27 protein-coding genes are annotated in these 16,773 nt (G+C 33.3%); all 27 read right to left on the bottom strand.

Features of this window, described 5'->3' with window-relative positions; genetic code table 11:
* Window positions 1-98 precede the first annotated feature (98 nt).
* The 27 genes from ANASTE_RS11535 to rpsH all read right to left on the bottom strand — a co-directional run bounded on the left by ANASTE_RS11535 (window position 99) and on the right by rpsH (window position 16,751).
* Entirely contained in the window at window positions 99-788 is a 690-nt protein-coding gene (locus ANASTE_RS11535) for a phage baseplate protein (protein WP_007050842.1), read from the bottom strand.
* Between the two features lie 116 nt (window positions 789-904).
* On the bottom strand, window positions 905-1,150 hold the full coding sequence (locus tag ANASTE_RS09705; protein ID WP_007050841.1) for a glutaredoxin domain-containing protein: 246 nt from the start codon (window positions 1,148-1,150) through the stop codon (window positions 905-907).
* 11 nt (window positions 1,151-1,161) lie between these two features.
* Entirely contained in the window at window positions 1,162-2,343 is a 1,182-nt protein-coding gene (locus tag ANASTE_RS09700; RefSeq protein ID WP_007050840.1) for an iron-containing alcohol dehydrogenase, read from the bottom strand.
* Window positions 2,344-2,625: 282 nt separating this feature from the next.
* On the bottom strand, window positions 2,626-3,267 hold the full coding sequence (locus ANASTE_RS09695) for a hypothetical protein (RefSeq protein ID WP_148344979.1): 642 nt from the start codon (window positions 3,265-3,267) through the stop codon (window positions 2,626-2,628).
* A 271-nt stretch (window positions 3,268-3,538) separates the two neighbouring features.
* Window positions 3,539-3,931, bottom strand: coding sequence for a 30S ribosomal protein S9 (rpsI, locus tag ANASTE_RS09690; protein ID WP_007050838.1), 393 nt, complete (start codon window positions 3,929-3,931; stop codon window positions 3,539-3,541).
* A 10-nt stretch (window positions 3,932-3,941) separates the two neighbouring features.
* Window positions 3,942-4,382 (bottom strand): 50S ribosomal protein L13, encoded by a 441-nt coding sequence (gene rplM, locus ANASTE_RS09685; RefSeq protein WP_007050837.1) that lies wholly within the window; start codon window positions 4,380-4,382, stop codon window positions 3,942-3,944.
* 160 nt (window positions 4,383-4,542) lie between these two features.
* Window positions 4,543-5,277 (bottom strand): tRNA pseudouridine(38-40) synthase TruA, encoded by a 735-nt coding sequence (gene truA, locus ANASTE_RS09680; RefSeq protein WP_007050836.1) that lies wholly within the window; start codon window positions 5,275-5,277, stop codon window positions 4,543-4,545.
* On the bottom strand, window positions 5,277-6,092 hold the full coding sequence (locus ANASTE_RS09675; protein WP_007050835.1) for an energy-coupling factor transporter transmembrane component T family protein: 816 nt from the start codon (window positions 6,090-6,092) through the stop codon (window positions 5,277-5,279). The genes truA and ANASTE_RS09675 overlap by 1 nt, the downstream gene beginning before the upstream one ends.
* An 11-nt stretch (window positions 6,093-6,103) precedes the next feature.
* Window positions 6,104-6,943 carry an energy-coupling factor transporter ATPase gene (locus ANASTE_RS09670; RefSeq protein WP_007050834.1) on the bottom strand — a complete coding sequence of 280 codons (840 nt, stop codon included), beginning with the start codon at window positions 6,941-6,943 and terminating at the stop codon, window positions 6,104-6,106.
* A complete protein-coding gene (locus tag ANASTE_RS09665) occupies window positions 6,934-7,767 on the bottom strand; it encodes an energy-coupling factor transporter ATPase (RefSeq protein WP_039945552.1) in 834 nt (277 codons plus the stop codon). Before ANASTE_RS09665 ends, ANASTE_RS09670 begins: the two co-directional genes overlap by 10 nt.
* A gap of 136 nt (window positions 7,768-7,903) precedes the next feature.
* The gene (gene rplQ / locus ANASTE_RS09660) at window positions 7,904-8,251 is read right to left on the bottom strand and encodes a 50S ribosomal protein L17 (RefSeq protein WP_039945550.1); all 348 of its coding nucleotides are present in this window, start codon (window positions 8,249-8,251) and stop codon (window positions 7,904-7,906) included.
* 27 nt (window positions 8,252-8,278) lie between these two features.
* Entirely contained in the window at window positions 8,279-9,226 is a 948-nt protein-coding gene (locus tag ANASTE_RS09655; protein ID WP_007050831.1) for a DNA-directed RNA polymerase subunit alpha, read from the bottom strand.
* A gap of 56 nt (window positions 9,227-9,282) precedes the next feature.
* Complete coding sequence (gene rpsD, locus ANASTE_RS09650; RefSeq protein WP_007050830.1) at window positions 9,283-9,909, bottom strand: 30S ribosomal protein S4; 627 nt, start codon at window positions 9,907-9,909, stop codon at window positions 9,283-9,285.
* A 60-nt stretch (window positions 9,910-9,969) separates the two neighbouring features.
* Window positions 9,970-10,365, bottom strand: a complete 396-nt coding sequence (gene rpsK / locus ANASTE_RS09645) for a 30S ribosomal protein S11 (RefSeq protein WP_007050829.1) — start codon at window positions 10,363-10,365, stop codon at window positions 9,970-9,972.
* Window positions 10,366-10,405: 40 nt separating this feature from the next.
* Entirely contained in the window at window positions 10,406-10,774 is a 369-nt protein-coding gene (gene rpsM, locus ANASTE_RS09640) for a 30S ribosomal protein S13 (RefSeq protein WP_007050828.1), read from the bottom strand.
* A gap of 121 nt (window positions 10,775-10,895) precedes the next feature.
* Window positions 10,896-11,009: a 50S ribosomal protein L36 gene (gene rpmJ, locus ANASTE_RS09635; RefSeq protein WP_002509257.1), complete on the bottom strand. Its 114-nt coding sequence runs from the start codon at window positions 11,007-11,009 to the stop codon at window positions 10,896-10,898.
* Between the two features lie 26 nt (window positions 11,010-11,035).
* A complete protein-coding gene (gene infA / locus ANASTE_RS09630; RefSeq protein WP_007050827.1) occupies window positions 11,036-11,260 on the bottom strand; it encodes a translation initiation factor IF-1 in 225 nt (74 codons plus the stop codon).
* Window positions 11,261-11,274: 14 nt separating this feature from the next.
* Window positions 11,275-11,544, bottom strand: a complete 270-nt coding sequence (locus ANASTE_RS09625; RefSeq protein ID WP_007050826.1) for a hypothetical protein — start codon at window positions 11,542-11,544, stop codon at window positions 11,275-11,277.
* 13 nt (window positions 11,545-11,557) lie between these two features.
* The gene (gene map, locus ANASTE_RS09620) at window positions 11,558-12,307 is read right to left on the bottom strand and encodes a type I methionyl aminopeptidase (RefSeq protein ID WP_007050825.1); all 750 of its coding nucleotides are present in this window, start codon (window positions 12,305-12,307) and stop codon (window positions 11,558-11,560) included.
* Window positions 12,307-12,954 carry an adenylate kinase gene (locus tag ANASTE_RS09615; protein WP_007050824.1) on the bottom strand — a complete coding sequence of 216 codons (648 nt, stop codon included), beginning with the start codon at window positions 12,952-12,954 and terminating at the stop codon, window positions 12,307-12,309. Before ANASTE_RS09615 ends, map begins: the two co-directional genes overlap by 1 nt.
* Window positions 12,955-12,967: 13 nt before the next feature.
* Window positions 12,968-14,224, bottom strand: a complete 1,257-nt coding sequence (secY, locus tag ANASTE_RS09610) for a preprotein translocase subunit SecY (RefSeq protein ID WP_007050823.1) — start codon at window positions 14,222-14,224, stop codon at window positions 12,968-12,970.
* 1 nt (window position 14,225) lies between these two features.
* Window positions 14,226-14,669: a 50S ribosomal protein L15 gene (gene rplO, locus ANASTE_RS09605; RefSeq protein ID WP_007050822.1), complete on the bottom strand. Its 444-nt coding sequence runs from the start codon at window positions 14,667-14,669 to the stop codon at window positions 14,226-14,228.
* Between the two features lie 14 nt (window positions 14,670-14,683).
* The gene (gene rpmD, locus ANASTE_RS09600; RefSeq protein WP_007050821.1) at window positions 14,684-14,881 is read right to left on the bottom strand and encodes a 50S ribosomal protein L30; all 198 of its coding nucleotides are present in this window, start codon (window positions 14,879-14,881) and stop codon (window positions 14,684-14,686) included.
* A 5-nt stretch (window positions 14,882-14,886) separates the two neighbouring features.
* Window positions 14,887-15,390: a 30S ribosomal protein S5 gene (rpsE, locus tag ANASTE_RS09595; RefSeq protein ID WP_007050820.1), complete on the bottom strand. Its 504-nt coding sequence runs from the start codon at window positions 15,388-15,390 to the stop codon at window positions 14,887-14,889.
* A gap of 17 nt (window positions 15,391-15,407) precedes the next feature.
* Window positions 15,408-15,776: a 50S ribosomal protein L18 gene (gene rplR, locus ANASTE_RS09590; protein ID WP_007050819.1), complete on the bottom strand. Its 369-nt coding sequence runs from the start codon at window positions 15,774-15,776 to the stop codon at window positions 15,408-15,410.
* A gap of 13 nt (window positions 15,777-15,789) precedes the next feature.
* A complete protein-coding gene (rplF, locus tag ANASTE_RS09585; RefSeq protein WP_007050818.1) occupies window positions 15,790-16,326 on the bottom strand; it encodes a 50S ribosomal protein L6 in 537 nt (178 codons plus the stop codon).
* A 26-nt stretch (window positions 16,327-16,352) separates the two neighbouring features.
* The gene (gene rpsH, locus ANASTE_RS09580; RefSeq protein WP_007050817.1) at window positions 16,353-16,751 is read right to left on the bottom strand and encodes a 30S ribosomal protein S8; all 399 of its coding nucleotides are present in this window, start codon (window positions 16,749-16,751) and stop codon (window positions 16,353-16,355) included.
* Window positions 16,752-16,773 lie beyond the last annotated feature (22 nt).

Raw genomic sequence — 16,773 nt, 5'->3', positions numbered from 1 at the left:
ATAAAGAAAATTTTATTATTTTTATGAATATTAAATAATGTAAATGATTGCAATATTCAGTAAATTTAATAAAAAAAGAGATTATTTTAATAATCTCTTTATCCTATCCTCTCCCACATATTTATAACCTTATAAGGCGGCATATTTTCTATTGCTTGAGGAGAAGAATTTCCTGCTGTTGATGTTGCAGTATGGCTATGTGAAGCATCTATTCTAACTGAATCTTTCATTCCAGCTTTAGATGTTCCATATCCACCATAATCCCCTGATAAGTAAACTTCACATATACCACTTGCAGTTGGGCCCTGTCCGGAACTTTGAGCGGCAAAATTAGCAAATGCCCCTTTTAATGTAGTTTGATTGATTTTTGTAGTAACCGACAATAAAGGTATATTATTAGCAACTAAAGTATTTTTATCAATCCCTCCGACACTGCCAAGTGAATATTTAGAAGAACTTGCGAATAAAAACTGTCCTTCTATCTTTTGCCATGTTCCGCCTATAACAGTATTTGGGTCAATATTTTTAGTACTTTGATAAATACTCCCTATTGGATAAAACATATCAAGCAAAGTTTCTATTCTATTTTCCAAATCGTTAATATTATCTAAAAAAACATCCACCTTCTCATTTAACACTCTGCCTTGATTAGCGGATAAAGGATAATAAGATGACCTTGAGGAAAGAGAATCAATACTCCCCTTAGTATCTTCTCCATCGTAACCTATTAAAATTACATCTTCATTTTCTTCTTCTAATTCATTTATATTTTCTTCATCATTTCTCATTTTTAACCTCCGTTTAAAAGCATTATATCAATATATAATTAGTTTTGTTTAACAGATATTTAGTTAATAAATGTAATAAATATAAAAAAAAGAAAGTCATAAGACCTTCTTTTGTATTATTTTTCCGTAAATTCTTTTGTAGTTAAGTACTTCTGTAAATCGTCATATCCGCCGATAAACTCTTCACCAAAGAATATTTGAGGAACTGTTCTATGATGAGTTCTGCTAACTAAATCCACAAGTTCTTCACTTCCGAATTCAACCATTCTTTCTTCATAATCAATTCCTTTTTGTTTTAATAACTCCTTTGCCATTTTACAATATGGACATGTAGAAGTTGTATAGATTGTTACTTCAGCCATGATAGCCTCCTTTAATAACTATATTCTAAAATTTTCTCCATTTCACTGTTTGAAAGTTTAACAGGATTATACCTTTGTTTTGCTTCCTCAAGTATTTTCCAGAAATCATCTTCTTCGATACCAAAATCCGAAAGTCTTGGTATGTTCATCTCTTCATTCCAACTTTTCAAAGTATCAACCACCGCTCTGAAAAATACCTCATGCCTGTCAGGAGAATAGTTAGCATCCATCAAGAATGCTCCGATCTTTGCGTATTTATACGCAGCAGGATTATTAGGTTCAAAATCTTTTATCTTTTGAATATTAACAACGGTAGCGCCATGCAGTAAACTTGCACAAATAGCTCCGTGAGGGATGTTATCGTAAAAACCGCCGATAACTCCTGCAAAACCATGAATGGTAGTAAGTCCCGCATTTGCCATACATATACCGGATAACAATGAAGCATATGCTACATCATTTCTTGCATCAAGGTCTTCTCCATTATTATATGCACTAAGAATACTTTCACACATTCTTTTTAAACCTTTTTCGGCAAGCATATCTGTAAATGTATTGGAATTGGTACAAATATATGCTTCAAGCAATTGACAAAAAGCATCTATTCCGCTTTGCATCGTTACATTCTTAGGACAGTTCAATGTCAGCACGGGATCCACAAGTGCCACATTAGGCATAAGATTATCGTGCCTTATAGATTTTTTAAATCTAACTTCTCCGTCCATACCTTTAATAACCGCATTTTTTGTAGCTTCACTGCCGGTACCGCTTGTAGTCGGAACTGCAATAAAAGGAACTTTCTTTCCGCTAGGTGTTCTCGTTCCAACGCCTTCCAAAAAGTCTTTTATACTTCTGTCTTCTTTGAGCATACTGCTTAGTGCTTTGCCGGTATCGATTACGCTTCCGCCACCGATACTTACAATCGCATCCACTCTTTTATTTCTATATTCGCTCGCAAGATTATCTATGATTTCTACACTTGGTTCTTCTTTAATCGAATGTATTTCATAACTAATATTATCACTTTCAAAATTTTCAATTATTTTATCATACATTCCCGAAGCCTTTAATGAAGTCTTCCCGCATAAAAAGAGAATATTATCACCATATTCTAAAATATATTTATTTAAAGTATGTATTTTACCCTCTCCAAATATAATTTTACTTGGGACTACTAAATTAAAGCCACTCATAGTAAACCTCCTATTTCCATTTATATTTTAACATACTATGAAAATTTTTCCAATATTGTATTTTTTATGCTCACCATATTTTACCATATTTAAAGTAAATAAAATGTAAAAATACAGTAAAAATTTATTTAAACGGAAAAACTTATTTTTTATAATATATCTACAATCAATATTCTATATAAATTTATTACTGATAACCAAATACAAAAACAAATAAAATCTTTCAGTAATGATGATAAATCCATTATATAAATCAAACTTAATTTTTATTTATATAATAGCCTATTTATTAAGAACCTCACTTATAACTTCAGCTCTTTTCATTGTTTTGCATATTTTATCTATACGACTTATATAATAGTTATCAACAACACCTTTTACAATACGTTCAAAGAAATTATCCGGTTTATCTCCAATAAGAACATCTACAACCTTGCCTCTTTTTATGGCTTTATCACACTCAACGGCAAATTGTTTTAACCTATCAATTTCAGCCTCGATTTTTGCAGGTTTATACTTTCCGCTCAAATCTAATCCCCTATGAACAAAAAGACTAAAACCTGGAATTTTCAACACAGCCGTTTTATAATTCATTTGATATCTTATTTTTTTTGCATACGGATGACTTGTCTTTATATTCATATAAAAATCATATCTCCAGTAAACTTTTTTAAAATCTTCCTGAAGTAATGTACCCATTCCCCTCTGAGCATATTTTTCTCCTGTTTCTGTCCAATATTCGTCCACCTCAAGCCATACGTCTTCAACTTGATCATACTCTATAACCCAAGGTTCTTTTTCCTTGAAGCTTTCAGCCGGTCCCTGTGCAACAGCAAACCATCTATTTTGATCATCGTAAATAAATTGCATAGCATCAGGATATTTTTTTACCCCTAAAGCCTTTTTCATAACAAATTTATCCAATAACACCTTATTATTTTCTCTTGCTTCAATTTCTTTGCTGTCAGCTTCTTTTTTTCTTTTAAATAAACCAATTTCAATCTCCCTTCATTTAAACGAATACAATATAATATATTATATCATATGATATGCTTTTTTTCTGTAATCTTGTATATTATAAAAATAAAATTCAACGATAATACAAATAAATAGCTTAACTATTATCTTATATAACACATTAAAATAATAAAAAGTCCAAGGAATAAAATCCTTGAACTTTTGTATATATAATATATTATCTTTTTGAAAATTGTGGAGCCTTTCTAGCTTTCTTAAGACCATATTTCTTTCTTTCTTTCATTCTTGAATCTCTAGTTAAGAAACCTGCTTTTTTTACTTCTTTTCTAAGATCAGGATTTTCAGCAACTAAAGCTCTGGAAATACCATGTCTGATTGCTCCGGCTTGACCAGATATTCCACCACCGTAAACATTAACACTAATGTCAAATTTATCAGCACTATTTGTTAGAACCAATGATTGTCTAGCGATTAATTTTAGTGTATCATTTCCACCAAAGTATTCTTCGATATCTCTACCATTAATAGTTATTTTACCATTACCTTGTTTTAAAACTACTCTCGCAACAGAATGTTTTCTTCTGCCTGTAGCCATAACTTGCTCTGCCATCTATTCCCTCCTACTTTATATTAAGTACTTCAGGTTTTTGTGCTGCATGTTCATGTTCACTTCCTGCGTATACTTTCAATTTCTTTATTTGCTGTCTTCCAAGTTTATTCTTTGGAAGCATACCTTTTACAGCTTTTTCAATTACAAATTCAGGTTTGTTTGCAATCAAATCTTTGTAAGCTACTTCTTTTCTTCCACCCGGATATCCGGTATGTCTATAATATTTTTTATCTAATAATTTATTTCCTGTTAGATGAATTTTTTCTGCATTAATTACAATTACATAATCCCCAGTATCAATATTAGGTGTATAGCATGGTTTATTTTTACCCGTTAATACTTTAGCGATTTCACTACATAATCTACCTAGTGTTTTGCCATCAGCATCTACTACATACCATTTCTTATCAATTTGTTGGGGTTTAGCAATACCAGTTGACTTTGTTAACATTTCGTTAAACCTCCACAATACTTATAATATTTTAATTTAATTTTGCTGCTTATATATTTTATAAAGTACGGGGCTAACGACACCTATAAAATATCTAGCCTATTTATTTTAGATTATTTTTCCTTTTATGTCAACATATTTTTCACATTATAAGCGGTTTTTAGTAAAAAACTTTGTTTAAATACAGTCCTACAGCAGGCGCAGTCACATTTGCCATACTTCTTTGTTTTGTTTCTAGGATTTCCTCGATCCTATTTTCATCAAACCGACCTCTTCCGATATCAATCAAAGAAGCAACTATGATTCTGACCATATTATATAAAAATCCGCTTCCGGAAATCTTAATCTTAATCAAATCATTATCTTTAGTAATATCTATATCGTAAATCTCTCTTACAGTGCTTTTCACGTCGCTTCCGCTGCCCATAAATCCAGCAAAATCATGTATGCCTATCAAAGATTTACTAGCTCTTTTCATTTTATCCAAATCAAGTTTATAAAACACATGACTTGCTCTTCCCTTATATATAGGGTTCATTATGCTCCTGTTATAAATAAGATAAACGTACTCTTTTCCCTTTGCGCTGTATCTGGCATGAAAATCTTCTTCTTTTTCTTCAGCTTTAATAACTCTTATATCCTCGGGCAAAAATGAATTTATCCCATAAGGTAATTTATCTGCACTTATATTTGAATTTGTATAAAAGCTCGCAGCCTGTCCCAAAGCATGAACTCCGCTGTCGGTCCTTCCGCTTCCATAAAGTTTGACTTCTTCTTTTACGAGCTTTTCTATTGCAGTTTTAACCTTTTCTTCTACACTGATACCATTATTCTGCATTTGCCAGCCGACATAATTTTTCCCGTCATATTCTATTGTAATAAGAATATTTCGCATTATAAAATCCCCTTACTATGAAGAATATTTGTAGCGATGGTAAATATAAGCATTAAAGCTCCATACATATATGCGTAACTGTCAGCCTTGGAATATTTTAATTCTTTCATCCTTGTTCTGTTCTCTCCACCTCTGTAACATCTGGCTTCCATGGCAAGAGCTAAATCTTCGGCTCTCTGAAATGCAGATAAAAACAATGGTATAAGGACAGGAATGAAAGCTTTTGCTCTGGAAATTATATTTCTGCTTTCAAAATCCGCTCCTCTTGATTTCTGTGCGTTTATTATCCTTGTGGTTTCTTCCATGAGTGTAGGTATAAATCTTAAAGCAATACTCATCATCATTGCAAGTTCATGAGCATAATTTTTTACTAGCGGTACTTTTTTCATAAGCCTTTCCATACCGTCCGTAAGGGATATAGGAGAAGTAACCAGTGTCAATAGAGATGTTCCTGTTACGAGTAATATAAGTCTAACTGCCATTAATACTGCATTTCTAAGCCCATTGTCGGTTATTTTCAAAAAACCTATTTTATATAAAACAGTTCCGGGAGTCATAAACATATTAAGACAAACAGTGAAAAGGATAATAATGATCAAACCTTTAAGCCCTTTTAATAGATAACTCACAGGAACTTTTGATAATACTACAGGAATAACTAGCAATAAAAACATACCTAAAAAACCTATAAATGATTTAACCATAAACAGTAAAATCATGTATAGAAATGTTACAAATATTTTAACTCTGGGGTCAAGTCTATGAATGATAGACCCTGTCGGATAATATTGACCTATTGTAATATCATTTAACATATTATATTTCCTTAAATTAGATTATCTATTTCTTTAACTACATCTTCGAATGTAAATAAATCGGTATTTGCATCAAGTCCCTTTTCCTTTAACTTTAACATTAACTCTTTTCCTTCAGGAATACTTAAACCTATTTCTTTAAGTAGTTCAACTTCCTTAAATACTTCTTTAGATTCATCAAAAAGTTTAAGTTCTCCATGTGAATAAACCATTATTTTACTTGCGTATTCGCATACGTCTGTCATTGAATGGGAAACTAAAAAAGTAGTAAGATTGTTATCTTTATGAAGTTTATATATATTATCAAGTATTTCTTTCCTTCCAACCGGATCCAGTCCGCTTGCAGGCTCATCCAAAATCAAAATATCGGGATCCATAGCTATAACTCCCGCTATGGCAACTCTTCTTTTTTGACCTCCGGAAAGTTCAAAGGGAGATTTATCTTTATATGTTTCGAAATCAAGACCTACCATAGCCATGGACTTTTTGACAGATCCGTCAATATCTTCCATGCCGATATTCTTAGGTCCGAAAGCTATATCTTTATAAACGGTTTCTTCAAAAAGCTGATACTCCGGATATTGAAAAACAAGCCCGACTTTGGAACAAATATCTTTCATGAGAATGCCTTTTTCATTTATATTAAGCTCGTCCAAATATATTTCTCCGCTTGTAGGTGTTAATAACCTGTTGATATGTTGTATCAATGTGGATTTTCCGCTCCCTGTATGTCCTATGATACCTATTAACTCCCCGCTTTTCACCTCAAAATTTATGTTATTCAAAGCTTTGAATTCAAATATACTGTTTTCGCCGTAAGTATGGCATAAATCAACTACTTTTACTGACATATTTCCTCCACTAATTCATCAAGTGTGAGAATTTTTTCGTTCTTTATTTTTCCTGACTTTTTTAACTCATAAGCAACTTTAGTTGCATAAGGAGGCTCCAGCATTAAATCTTTAAGCATATCGCCCTTTGAAAAAACTTCTCTAGGAGTGCCTTCGAAAGCTTTAACGCCCCTGTCCAAAATAAACACTTTATCCGCAGAAACCACTTCTTCCATATAGTGAGTTATTAATATTATGGTAGTTCCTTTTTCATTAAGTTTCTTTACTGTGTTTATAACTTCTCTTCGCCCCTTAGGGTCTAACATAGCCGTAGGCTCATCTAGTATTATACACTCAGGCTGCATTGCAAGAATTCCGGCTATGGCAATTCGCTGTTTTTGACCTCCTGAAAGTTCATGAGGTTTCTTGTCTCTAAAATCACTCATTCTTACACTTAAAAGAGCATCTTCCACTCTATTTCGTATCTCAGCAGGTTCTATACCAAGATTTTCAGGTCCGAAAGCAACGTCTTCTTCAACGATAGTCGCTACCATTTGATTGTCGGGATTTTGAAATATCATCCCTGCGGACTGCCTTATATCCCATATCTTATCTTCATCCTTGGTATTCATCCCATTTATTAATATATCGCCCTCGTGAGGTATCAATATACCATTGAGGAGCTTAGCCAATGTGGATTTTCCAGAACCGTTACGTCCTATAATCCCTACAAATTCCCCTTTATTAATAGAAAGAGAAACATTTTTTAAAGCTTCAACGTTCGCTTCTCCTTCGGCACCTTTATATGAATAACTTACATTTTTTATTTCAATCATTTTTTCCATATTATAACCCTGCTTATAAGTATTATAAAAATATATATTTAGTTTATCCACAATTTATACACATTTATAATTCCTATATTATAGTGCTAAAGGAACAGTGATTTAAACTGTCCCTTTGTACTATTTTTTTATTTGATTATTCACTTACTAACTCTAAAATTGCTGTTTCGGCACCGTCACCACGTCTAGCGCCAAGCTTATAAATTCTTGTATATCCACCGTCTCTATTTTCATATTTAGGTGCAATTTCATTAAATAATTTGTCTACGACACGTTTGTCGTAAATGTACGAAAGAGCTTGTCTTCTTGCATGTAAGTCGCCGCGTTTTCCTAGCGTAATCATTTTGTCAACTATTTTTCTTGCTTCTTTTGCACGAAATAGAGTAGTGTTTATTCTTTCATATCTAAGTGTGTCAGTTACTAAACCTCTAAGCATAGCTTTTCTTTTATCGCTAGCTTTACCAAGTTTTCTATATCCTGCCATCATAAACCTCCTTTATTAGTGTGTTTATTATTCATCGCCTTGTCTAAAAGATAATCCGATTTCAGCAAGTTTTTTCTTTATTTCATTTAAAGATTTCTTACCGAGATTTCTTACCTTAGACATGTCTTCTTCACTTCTTGAAATTAATTCTTCAACAGTATTAATGCTTGTTCTCTTCAAGCAGTTGCTGGAACGAACAGAAAGTTCTAATTCGTCAATTGACATTTCTAAAACTTTTTCTTTTTCGTTTTCTTCTCTTTCAACCATTAAACTTGCGTTTGGTAAATTAGCATTCATATCAATAAATAATTGAAGATGATCGTTAATTACTTTAGCTGCAAGAGAAACCGCTTCTTCAGGAGAAATTGTTCCGTCAGTCCAAACTTCAATAGTAAGTTTGTCATAATCTGTTACATTTCCCACTCTAGTATTTTCAACTGCAAAATTAGCTTTCTTTACAGGTGTAAAAATACTGTCTACAGGAAGTGTACCTATAGGCATATCTTCTTTTTTGTTCTTTTCACTAGGAACATATCCTGTTCCGCCATCAATAGTGATAGTCATATCAAGAACAGCATCAGCCATAAGAGATGCGATATGCAAATCAGGATTCACAATCTCAACATCACTGTCGCAGATAATATCACCTGCGGTTACTTCTCCTTCGCCTTCTGAATGTATGTGTACATCCACAGGTCCGTCAGAATGTAACTTTACAGATAAATCTTTTAAATTCAATATAATTTGTAATACATCTTCCGCAACACCGTCAATGGTAGCAAATTCGTGTAATACATTTTCAATCTTAACGTTAGTTACAGCAGCGCCAGGAAGAGATGATAACATAATTCTTCTTAGAGAATTACCGATAGTAGTTCCATATCCTCTTTCAAGGGGTTCTACAACAAATTTTCCATAAGTTCTATCTGCACTAATCTCTGCAATCTCAATATTAGGTTTTTGAAATTCTAACATATAATAAAACCTCCCAATTCCATAAATCTAACCAATAATGTATAAAACATATATTCTTATTTAGAATATAATTCGACAATTAGATGGTCTTCAATAGGAATTTCGATATCTGCTTTTGTAGGAGCGGCAATCATTTTACCTTCCATTTTTTCCATATCGACTTGTGTATATGCTGCTGGAACTTTTGTTTCATTCATTTCTGCGATTTCTTTAAATTTGCTTGATTTTCTAGAATCATCTTTTACTTTAATCACTTGACCTTCTTTTACACTGAAAGATGGAATATTAACTTTTTTACCATCTACTAAAAAGTGGTTATGTCTAACTAATTGTCTAGCTTCTTTTCTAGATGAAGCAAATCCCATTCTGTAAACAACGTTATCTAAACGAGATTCTAATAGTGAAATTAAGTTTTCACCAGCTGCACCAGGTTTTCTTTCTGCTTTATCAAAATATAATCTAAATTGTTTTTCTAAAACACCATAAATTCTTTTTACTTTTTGCTTTTCTCTTAATTGAACACCGTATTCACTCATTTTTGAGCCTTTGCTGCCATGTTGTCCTGGAGCAGTCGGTCTTCTATTAAAAGCACATTTATCTGAGTAACATCTAGATCCTTTTAAGAAAAGTTTTTCATTTTCTCTTCTACAAAGTCTACATGACGCTTCAGTATATCTTGCCATTAATTTTTTACCTCCAATTAAATATTATCTTAATTGTTTATATTAATTTATATTTTTAAATTAAACTCTTCTGCGTTTTGGTGGTCTACAACCATTGTGTGGTATAGGAGTAACGTCTTTTATTGAAATAACGTTAAGTCCGGCAGCTTGAAGTGCTCTGATAGCAGCTTCTCTTCCTGAACCAGGTCCTTTTACGAATACATCAATTGTTTTTAAACCATGTTCCATAGCTCTTTTAGCAGCTTCTGTTGCAGCTGATTGTGCAGCATATGGAGTACTTTTTCTTGAACCTTTGAAGCCTAATTCTCCGGCACTTGACCATGCCAAAGCATTACCTGCAACGTCAGTTAAAGTAACTATTGTATTGTTAAAAGTAGAGCGGATATGCGCTTGTCCTTTTTCAATATTCTTCTTAACTTTTTTCTTTCCTCTTCTAACTACTTTCTTTGCAGCCAATTCTAAATCCTCCTTAGTTTGTGAGAATAATATCTATCTATTATTTGCTTTTTCTACTTACAGTTTTCTTAGGGCCTTTTCTTGTTCTGGCATTAGTTTTGCTCTTTTGACCTCTAACTGGCAATCCTCTACGATGTCTTAACCCTCTGTAAGTACCAATTTCCATTAGTCTTTTTATATTAAGTGAAACTTCTCTTCTTAAGTCACCTTCAACAGTAACTTTTTCATCTATCAATGAACGAAGTTTGTTTACTTCTTCTTCGCTTAAATCTTTTATTCTTGTATCCGGATTAATTCCAGCTTCAGCTAAAAGCTTATTTGAAGTAGCTTGACCAATTCCGTAGATATAAGTTAAACCTATTTCTACTCTTTTATCTTTAGGTAAATCCACGCCGGCTATTCTCGCCATCAATTGCACCTCCGTATGATTTTTTTAGTTTTTAATGATTACTATTTATTTACTATTTTATATATATAAAAGATCTTGTCAGATAAATCCAGCCGCGACAAAATACTTTATATCAAATTAATTAACCTTGTTTTTGTTTGTGTTTAGGATTTTCACAAATTACCATTACTTTACCTTTACGTTTAATGACTTTGCATTTTTCGCAAATAGGTTTTACGCTAGGTCTTACTTTCATAATTCTATCCTCCTACTTTAGTAATTTTATCTGCCTTTTTCTCTCCAGATGATTCTTCCTTTTGTCAAATCATAAGGGGAAATTTCTAAAATTACTTTATCTCCCGGTAATATTTTAATGTAGTTCATTCTTAATTTTCCAGATATATGTGCTGTAATTTCATGTCCATTGTCTAACTTTACTTTAAAAGTTGTATTTGGCATTGCTTCAAGAACAATTCCTTCAGCTTCCACATAATCACTCTTACTCACTAAAACACATCCTCCTAAATTTCTTCTTTAATTCTCTCAATCTCTTTTCTTATAAGCGCATTGGGAATTTTCTCATTACATTTTATTTTATCACAAATTAATGTACTTTTAGCATTTATTTTAGTAATATGCTTAATTTTTTTCTTTTTTGGATTTTCAGTTTTTCTTAGCCTACCATCCGCTAATAAAAGTTTATCATCATCCAAAAAACCAATAACGACCAGAAAAGAACCTTTGTCTCTACCAGCTTTTGATATAACAATATCACCAACATTATAGTCCATAATCAAATCCTCATTATAATAATGTAAGAATTATCGGCTCTCCGTCCGTTACGGCTACTGAATGCTCATAATGTGCAGAAAGTTTTCCGTCATCGGTGACTACCGTCCAACCGTTATCGAGAACGTGAACATCGTATGTTCCTTCATTTACCATAGGCTCAATGGCAATTGTCATGCCTTTTAAAAGTCTTGGACCTTTCCTTGGCCCTACGTAATTCGGAACAGCGGGATCTTCATGCATTTCCTGTCCTACACCATGACCAGTATAATCTCTTACTAAACTGAAGCCATGACTCTCGGCATAATTTTGAATTTCCCTGGAAATGTCACTTATACGATATCCTTCTTTAACACATTTCAGACCTTCAAAAAAACTTTGTCTCGTAACTTCGACAAGTTTCTTAGCTGTGTCACTTACATTTCCTACCATATAAGTCTTAGCTTGGTCTCCCACATATCCGTCATAGAAAGCACCTATATCAACGCTTACTATATCGCCGTCATTTATTATGGTTTTCTTATCCGGTATTCCATGTACCACTTCATCATTGATTGAAGAACAAATACTTTTAGGAAACCCCATATAACCTTTAAAAGCCGGTGTAGCGTCATTGGTCAAAATAACATCTTCAACCAATTTGTCTAAATCAGATGTACTCATTCCGGGTTTAATATATCTCTTTACGGCATCGTGTGCCTTTGCAGTTATATTTCCCGCCTTTTTCATTAGGTCAATTTCATGATCAGATTTAAGTACAATCATTATTTACACTCATCAAGAATCTTTGAAATATCTTCAAATACTTCATCAACTGTTCTTGATCCATTCACAGTTTTTAAAATATTTTGTTTCTCGTAATAGTCTACAAGAGGTTGTGTTTTTTCTTCGTATTCTTTTAATCTTTTAACTACAGTATCTTCTTTATCGTCATCTCTTTGATATAACTCGCCGCCGCATTTATCACAAATGCCTTCTACTTTCGGCGGATGAAATTCTACGTGATAAGTTTCACCACATTTACACATTCTTCTTCCAGTAATTCTTTTAGTAAGTAGTGAATAATCTGCTTCTATACAAAGGGCTAAGTCTAACTTGTCACCAGCTTTATCAAGAATTTTATCCAAAGATTCAGCCTGTGAAATAGTTCTTGGAAAACCATCTAACATATAGCCGTCAGTAATATCCGGCCATGATAATCTGTCTTCAACCATTTCAACAGTTACGTCATCGGGAACCAGCAGTCCTTGATCCATATATTCTTTAGCCTTTTTACCAAGAGGTGTATTTTCGCTTAGATTTTTTCTGAATATATCTCCTGTAGAGATATGAACCACATTATATTTATCAACTATTCTACTGGCTTGTGTACCCTTACCTGCTCCAGGAGGGCCTAAAAGTACTAATTTCATTTTATATCACCTACTATTTTAAGAAACCTTTATAATTTCTCATAATCATTTGTTGTTCTAATTGATTTACAGTTTCAAGAGCAACACCTACAACGATAAGTAAACTTGTACCACCGAATTGTAAACTAAGATCCATTACATTACCCACGATTATAGGAAGTACCGCTATTACAACAAGGAATATACTTCCGGCAACCATAAGTCTGTTTAATGTTCTCTTTAAATAAACAATTGTAGAATGTCCCGGTCTTATTCCGGGAATAAATCCACCGTATTGTTTCAAGTTCTTTGCAACATCATCAGGATTGAATGTAACAATAGTATAAAAATAAGTGAAGAATACTATTAAAATTACATAAAGTATAGTAGACGCTGCGCCACCCCATGCAAGTGACTTACTAAGCCATGCAGCAAATCCCCAGTTAGGGAAGAATGACGCCAATGTTGCAGGGAACATTGTTATCGTACTTGCAAAGATTATAGGCATAACACCTGATTGGTTTATCTTTAGCGGAATATGAGTATTTTGTCCGCCGTACATTTTTCTGCCTACAACTCTCTTTGCATATTGAACAGGTATCTTTCTGACACCTTCATTGATTTCAACAACTCCGGCTATAACTAAAATTACAAATACAAGGAATATTACCAAAAGTACTCCTGTAATTGAGCCTGAAGTTACTTGTTCATATAAGTAACCTAGAGCTGATGGAATGTTTGCTATAATACCGGCAAAAATAAGTATTGATATACCGTTGCCGATACCATGTTCCGTAATATTTTCACCAAGCCACATCAGGAAGGACGTACCTGCCGTAATGGTAAGTGCTACCACTGCTACGGTAAATGCACTGTCAGTCGTTAATATTTGTTTAAAACTGAATGCAATACCTAACGCTTGTATTAATGCTAAAACAACAGTCAAATATCTAGTGTAAGAAGAAATTTTCTTTCTTCCTTCTTCCCCTTCATGAGAAAGTCTTTCTAACGCCGGAATAGCTATTGTCAATAACTGCAAAATAATAGATGCATTGATATATGGTGTTATCGACATAGCGAATATTGAGAATGTTCTAAAGTTATTACCCGAAATTATGTTAAGTAATCCAAACATTGAATTATTATTTACCATAGTATCTACAGCAGCAGTATCTATGAATGGCACGGCTATAAAGCCACCAAGTCTGAATATACATAACATAGCAAGAGTAAATAAAATTCTTTTCCTTAGTTCAGGAATATTCCAAGCATTCTTGATAGTTGTAAGCATTTTATAATACCTCTACCTTCCCGCCTGCTGCTTCAATCTTTTCTTTAGCCGATTTACTTACTTTATTTACTTTTACGGTCAAAGGAACTTTTATTTCCCCTTCACCTAAAACTTTAACAAATTCATATTTATTTTTAACCATACCTAGTTCTTTTAAAAGATCATTAGTTACTACAGTATCTTTTTCAAGATCATTTAATCTATCAAGATTTACAATAGCAAATTCTTTTTTGAAAGGATAGTTAGAGAAGCCTCTTTTAGGAACTCTTCTTGTAAGTGGCATTTGACCACCTTCAAAACCCGGTCTAACACCACCGCCTGAACGTGATTTTTGTCCGTCTTGACCTCTACCTGCAGTTTTACCTCTACCTGTAGCTGTACCTCTACCTTTTCTAATTGTCTTTCTTGTTGAACCTTCAGCAGGTTTTAGTTCGTGTAATCTCATACTAACACCTCCTATTATATTTCTTCAACGTCTAACATGAAGTCCATTTTTTGACAAATACCTCTGATTTGAGCATTATCTTGTTTTAAAACAGTTTGACCGATTTTTCTAAGTCCCAATGCTTCAATACTTTTTCTTTGTCTTTCGTTTCTACCTATTAAGCTCTTCTTAAGCGTAATCTTTAATTGTTTTTCTTTAGCCAATTCTCTCACGCTCCTTATCCTAAGATTTCTTCTACAGTCTTACCTCTTTTTTTAGCAACTTCTTCAACGGTTACTAATTCAGATAATCCTGCTAATGTGGCTTTTACCATGTTGCTAGCATTGTTTGAACCTAGAGATTTTGTTCTAATATCTTTAATACCAGCAAGTTCGATTACTGCACGGGCAGGACCACCAGCGATAACTCCTGTACCTTTAGCTGCCGGTTTCATAAGTACTCTACCGGCACCGAATCTACCGATTGTTTCATGAGGGATTGTTGTACCAACCAAAGAAACTTCTACCATGTTCTTTTTAGCATCTTCAATACCTTTTCTGATAGCTTCAGGAATTTCTATAGCTTTACCGAGGCCTACACCAACGTGGCCGTTTTCATCGCCTACTACTACAAGAGTACTAAAACGGAAATTTCTACCACCTTTAACAACTTTTGTTACTCTGTTAATCGCAACAACTTTTTCTTTTATATCTAATTCTTCAGGATTAAAATTTCTATTCATTATTTCCTTTAGCCTCCTTAAAATTCAAGTCCAGCTTCTCTTGCACCGTCAGCTAGAGCTTTAACTCTACCTTCATATACATAGCCGCCTCTATCGAAAACACATTCGCTAATATCTTTAGCTTTAGCATTCTTTGCGATTTCTTTGCCAACTAATGTTGCAGCTTCAAGTTTTTTAGCCTTAGCACATTCATCTTTGATTGTAGCATCTAAGCTTGAAGCAGCCGCAAGAGTTACTCCGTTTACATCGTCAATAAGCTGAGCATAAATTTGCTTATTGCTTCTAAAAACATTTAGTCTTGGTCTTTCAGGAGTGCCGCTAATCTTATTTCTTACTCTAAGATGTCTTTTCTTTCTGATTTCATTTTTGTTAACTTTTGATATCATCTATACACCCCTCCTATTTACCTGATTTACCTTCTTTAATTCTTACAAATTCATCAGCGTATCTTACGCCCTTTCCTTTGTAAGGTTCAGGACTTCTTTTAGCCCTGATGTTAGCTGCGTGAGCGCCAACGACTTGTTTATCAATACCTTTAACTATAACAGTTGTTTGACCGTCAACAACTGTTTCGATACCCTCAGGATCTTCCATTTCTACAGGATGAGAATATCCAAGGCTAAGTACTAAAGTTTTACCTTGTTTTTGTGCTCTGTAACCAACACCTACAATTTCAAGTTTCTTTTCAAAACCGTCAGTAACACCTGTTACCATATTTTGAATTAAAGCTCTTGATAAACCATGAAGTGAACGATATTTTTTATCGTCGTTAGGTCTTTTTACTTCTAAAACATTATCGTTGATTTCAATGATAATATCTTTATCTATTTCTTGTGTTAATTCACCTTTTGGTCCTTTTACTGTAACTACGTTATCGTTAATTTTTACATCAACTCCAGCTGGTAAATTAACAGGTGCGTTTCCTACTCTAGACATAATCTATTTCTTCCTCCTATTTTCTATTACCATACGTAGCATAAAACTTCGCCGCCAACGTTATCTTTTCTGGCTTTTTTATCAGTCATAACGCCTTTTGAAGTTGATATAATTGCTACTCCCAAACCATTTAAAACTTTAGGCAATTCTTCGTTTGAAGCATAAATTCTAAGTCCCGGTTTAGAAATTCTTTTAAGGCCTGCAATTACTTTTTCACCGTCTTTGCCGTATTTCAAAGTAACTTTAATCATGCCTTGTTTATTATCTTCTATAAAATCTACTTTCTTTATATAACCTTCTTCTAATAAAATGTTAGCGATAGCTTTTTTAATATTAGAAGCAGGGATCATCACATCTTTGTGTCCTGCGTTATTTGCATTTCTAACTCTAGTTAGCATATCCGCAATTGGATCTGTCATAGACATATTAGAAAACCTCCTTAATTAC

Origin of the sequence: Anaerofustis stercorihominis DSM 17244, from assembly GCF_000154825.1 — a bacterium.
Classification (GTDB): domain Bacteria; phylum Bacillota; class Clostridia; order Eubacteriales; family Anaerofustaceae; genus Anaerofustis; species Anaerofustis stercorihominis.
Note: the sequence above shows the minus strand (reverse complement) of the source record. Positions and strands in the feature narration are given on the sequence as shown.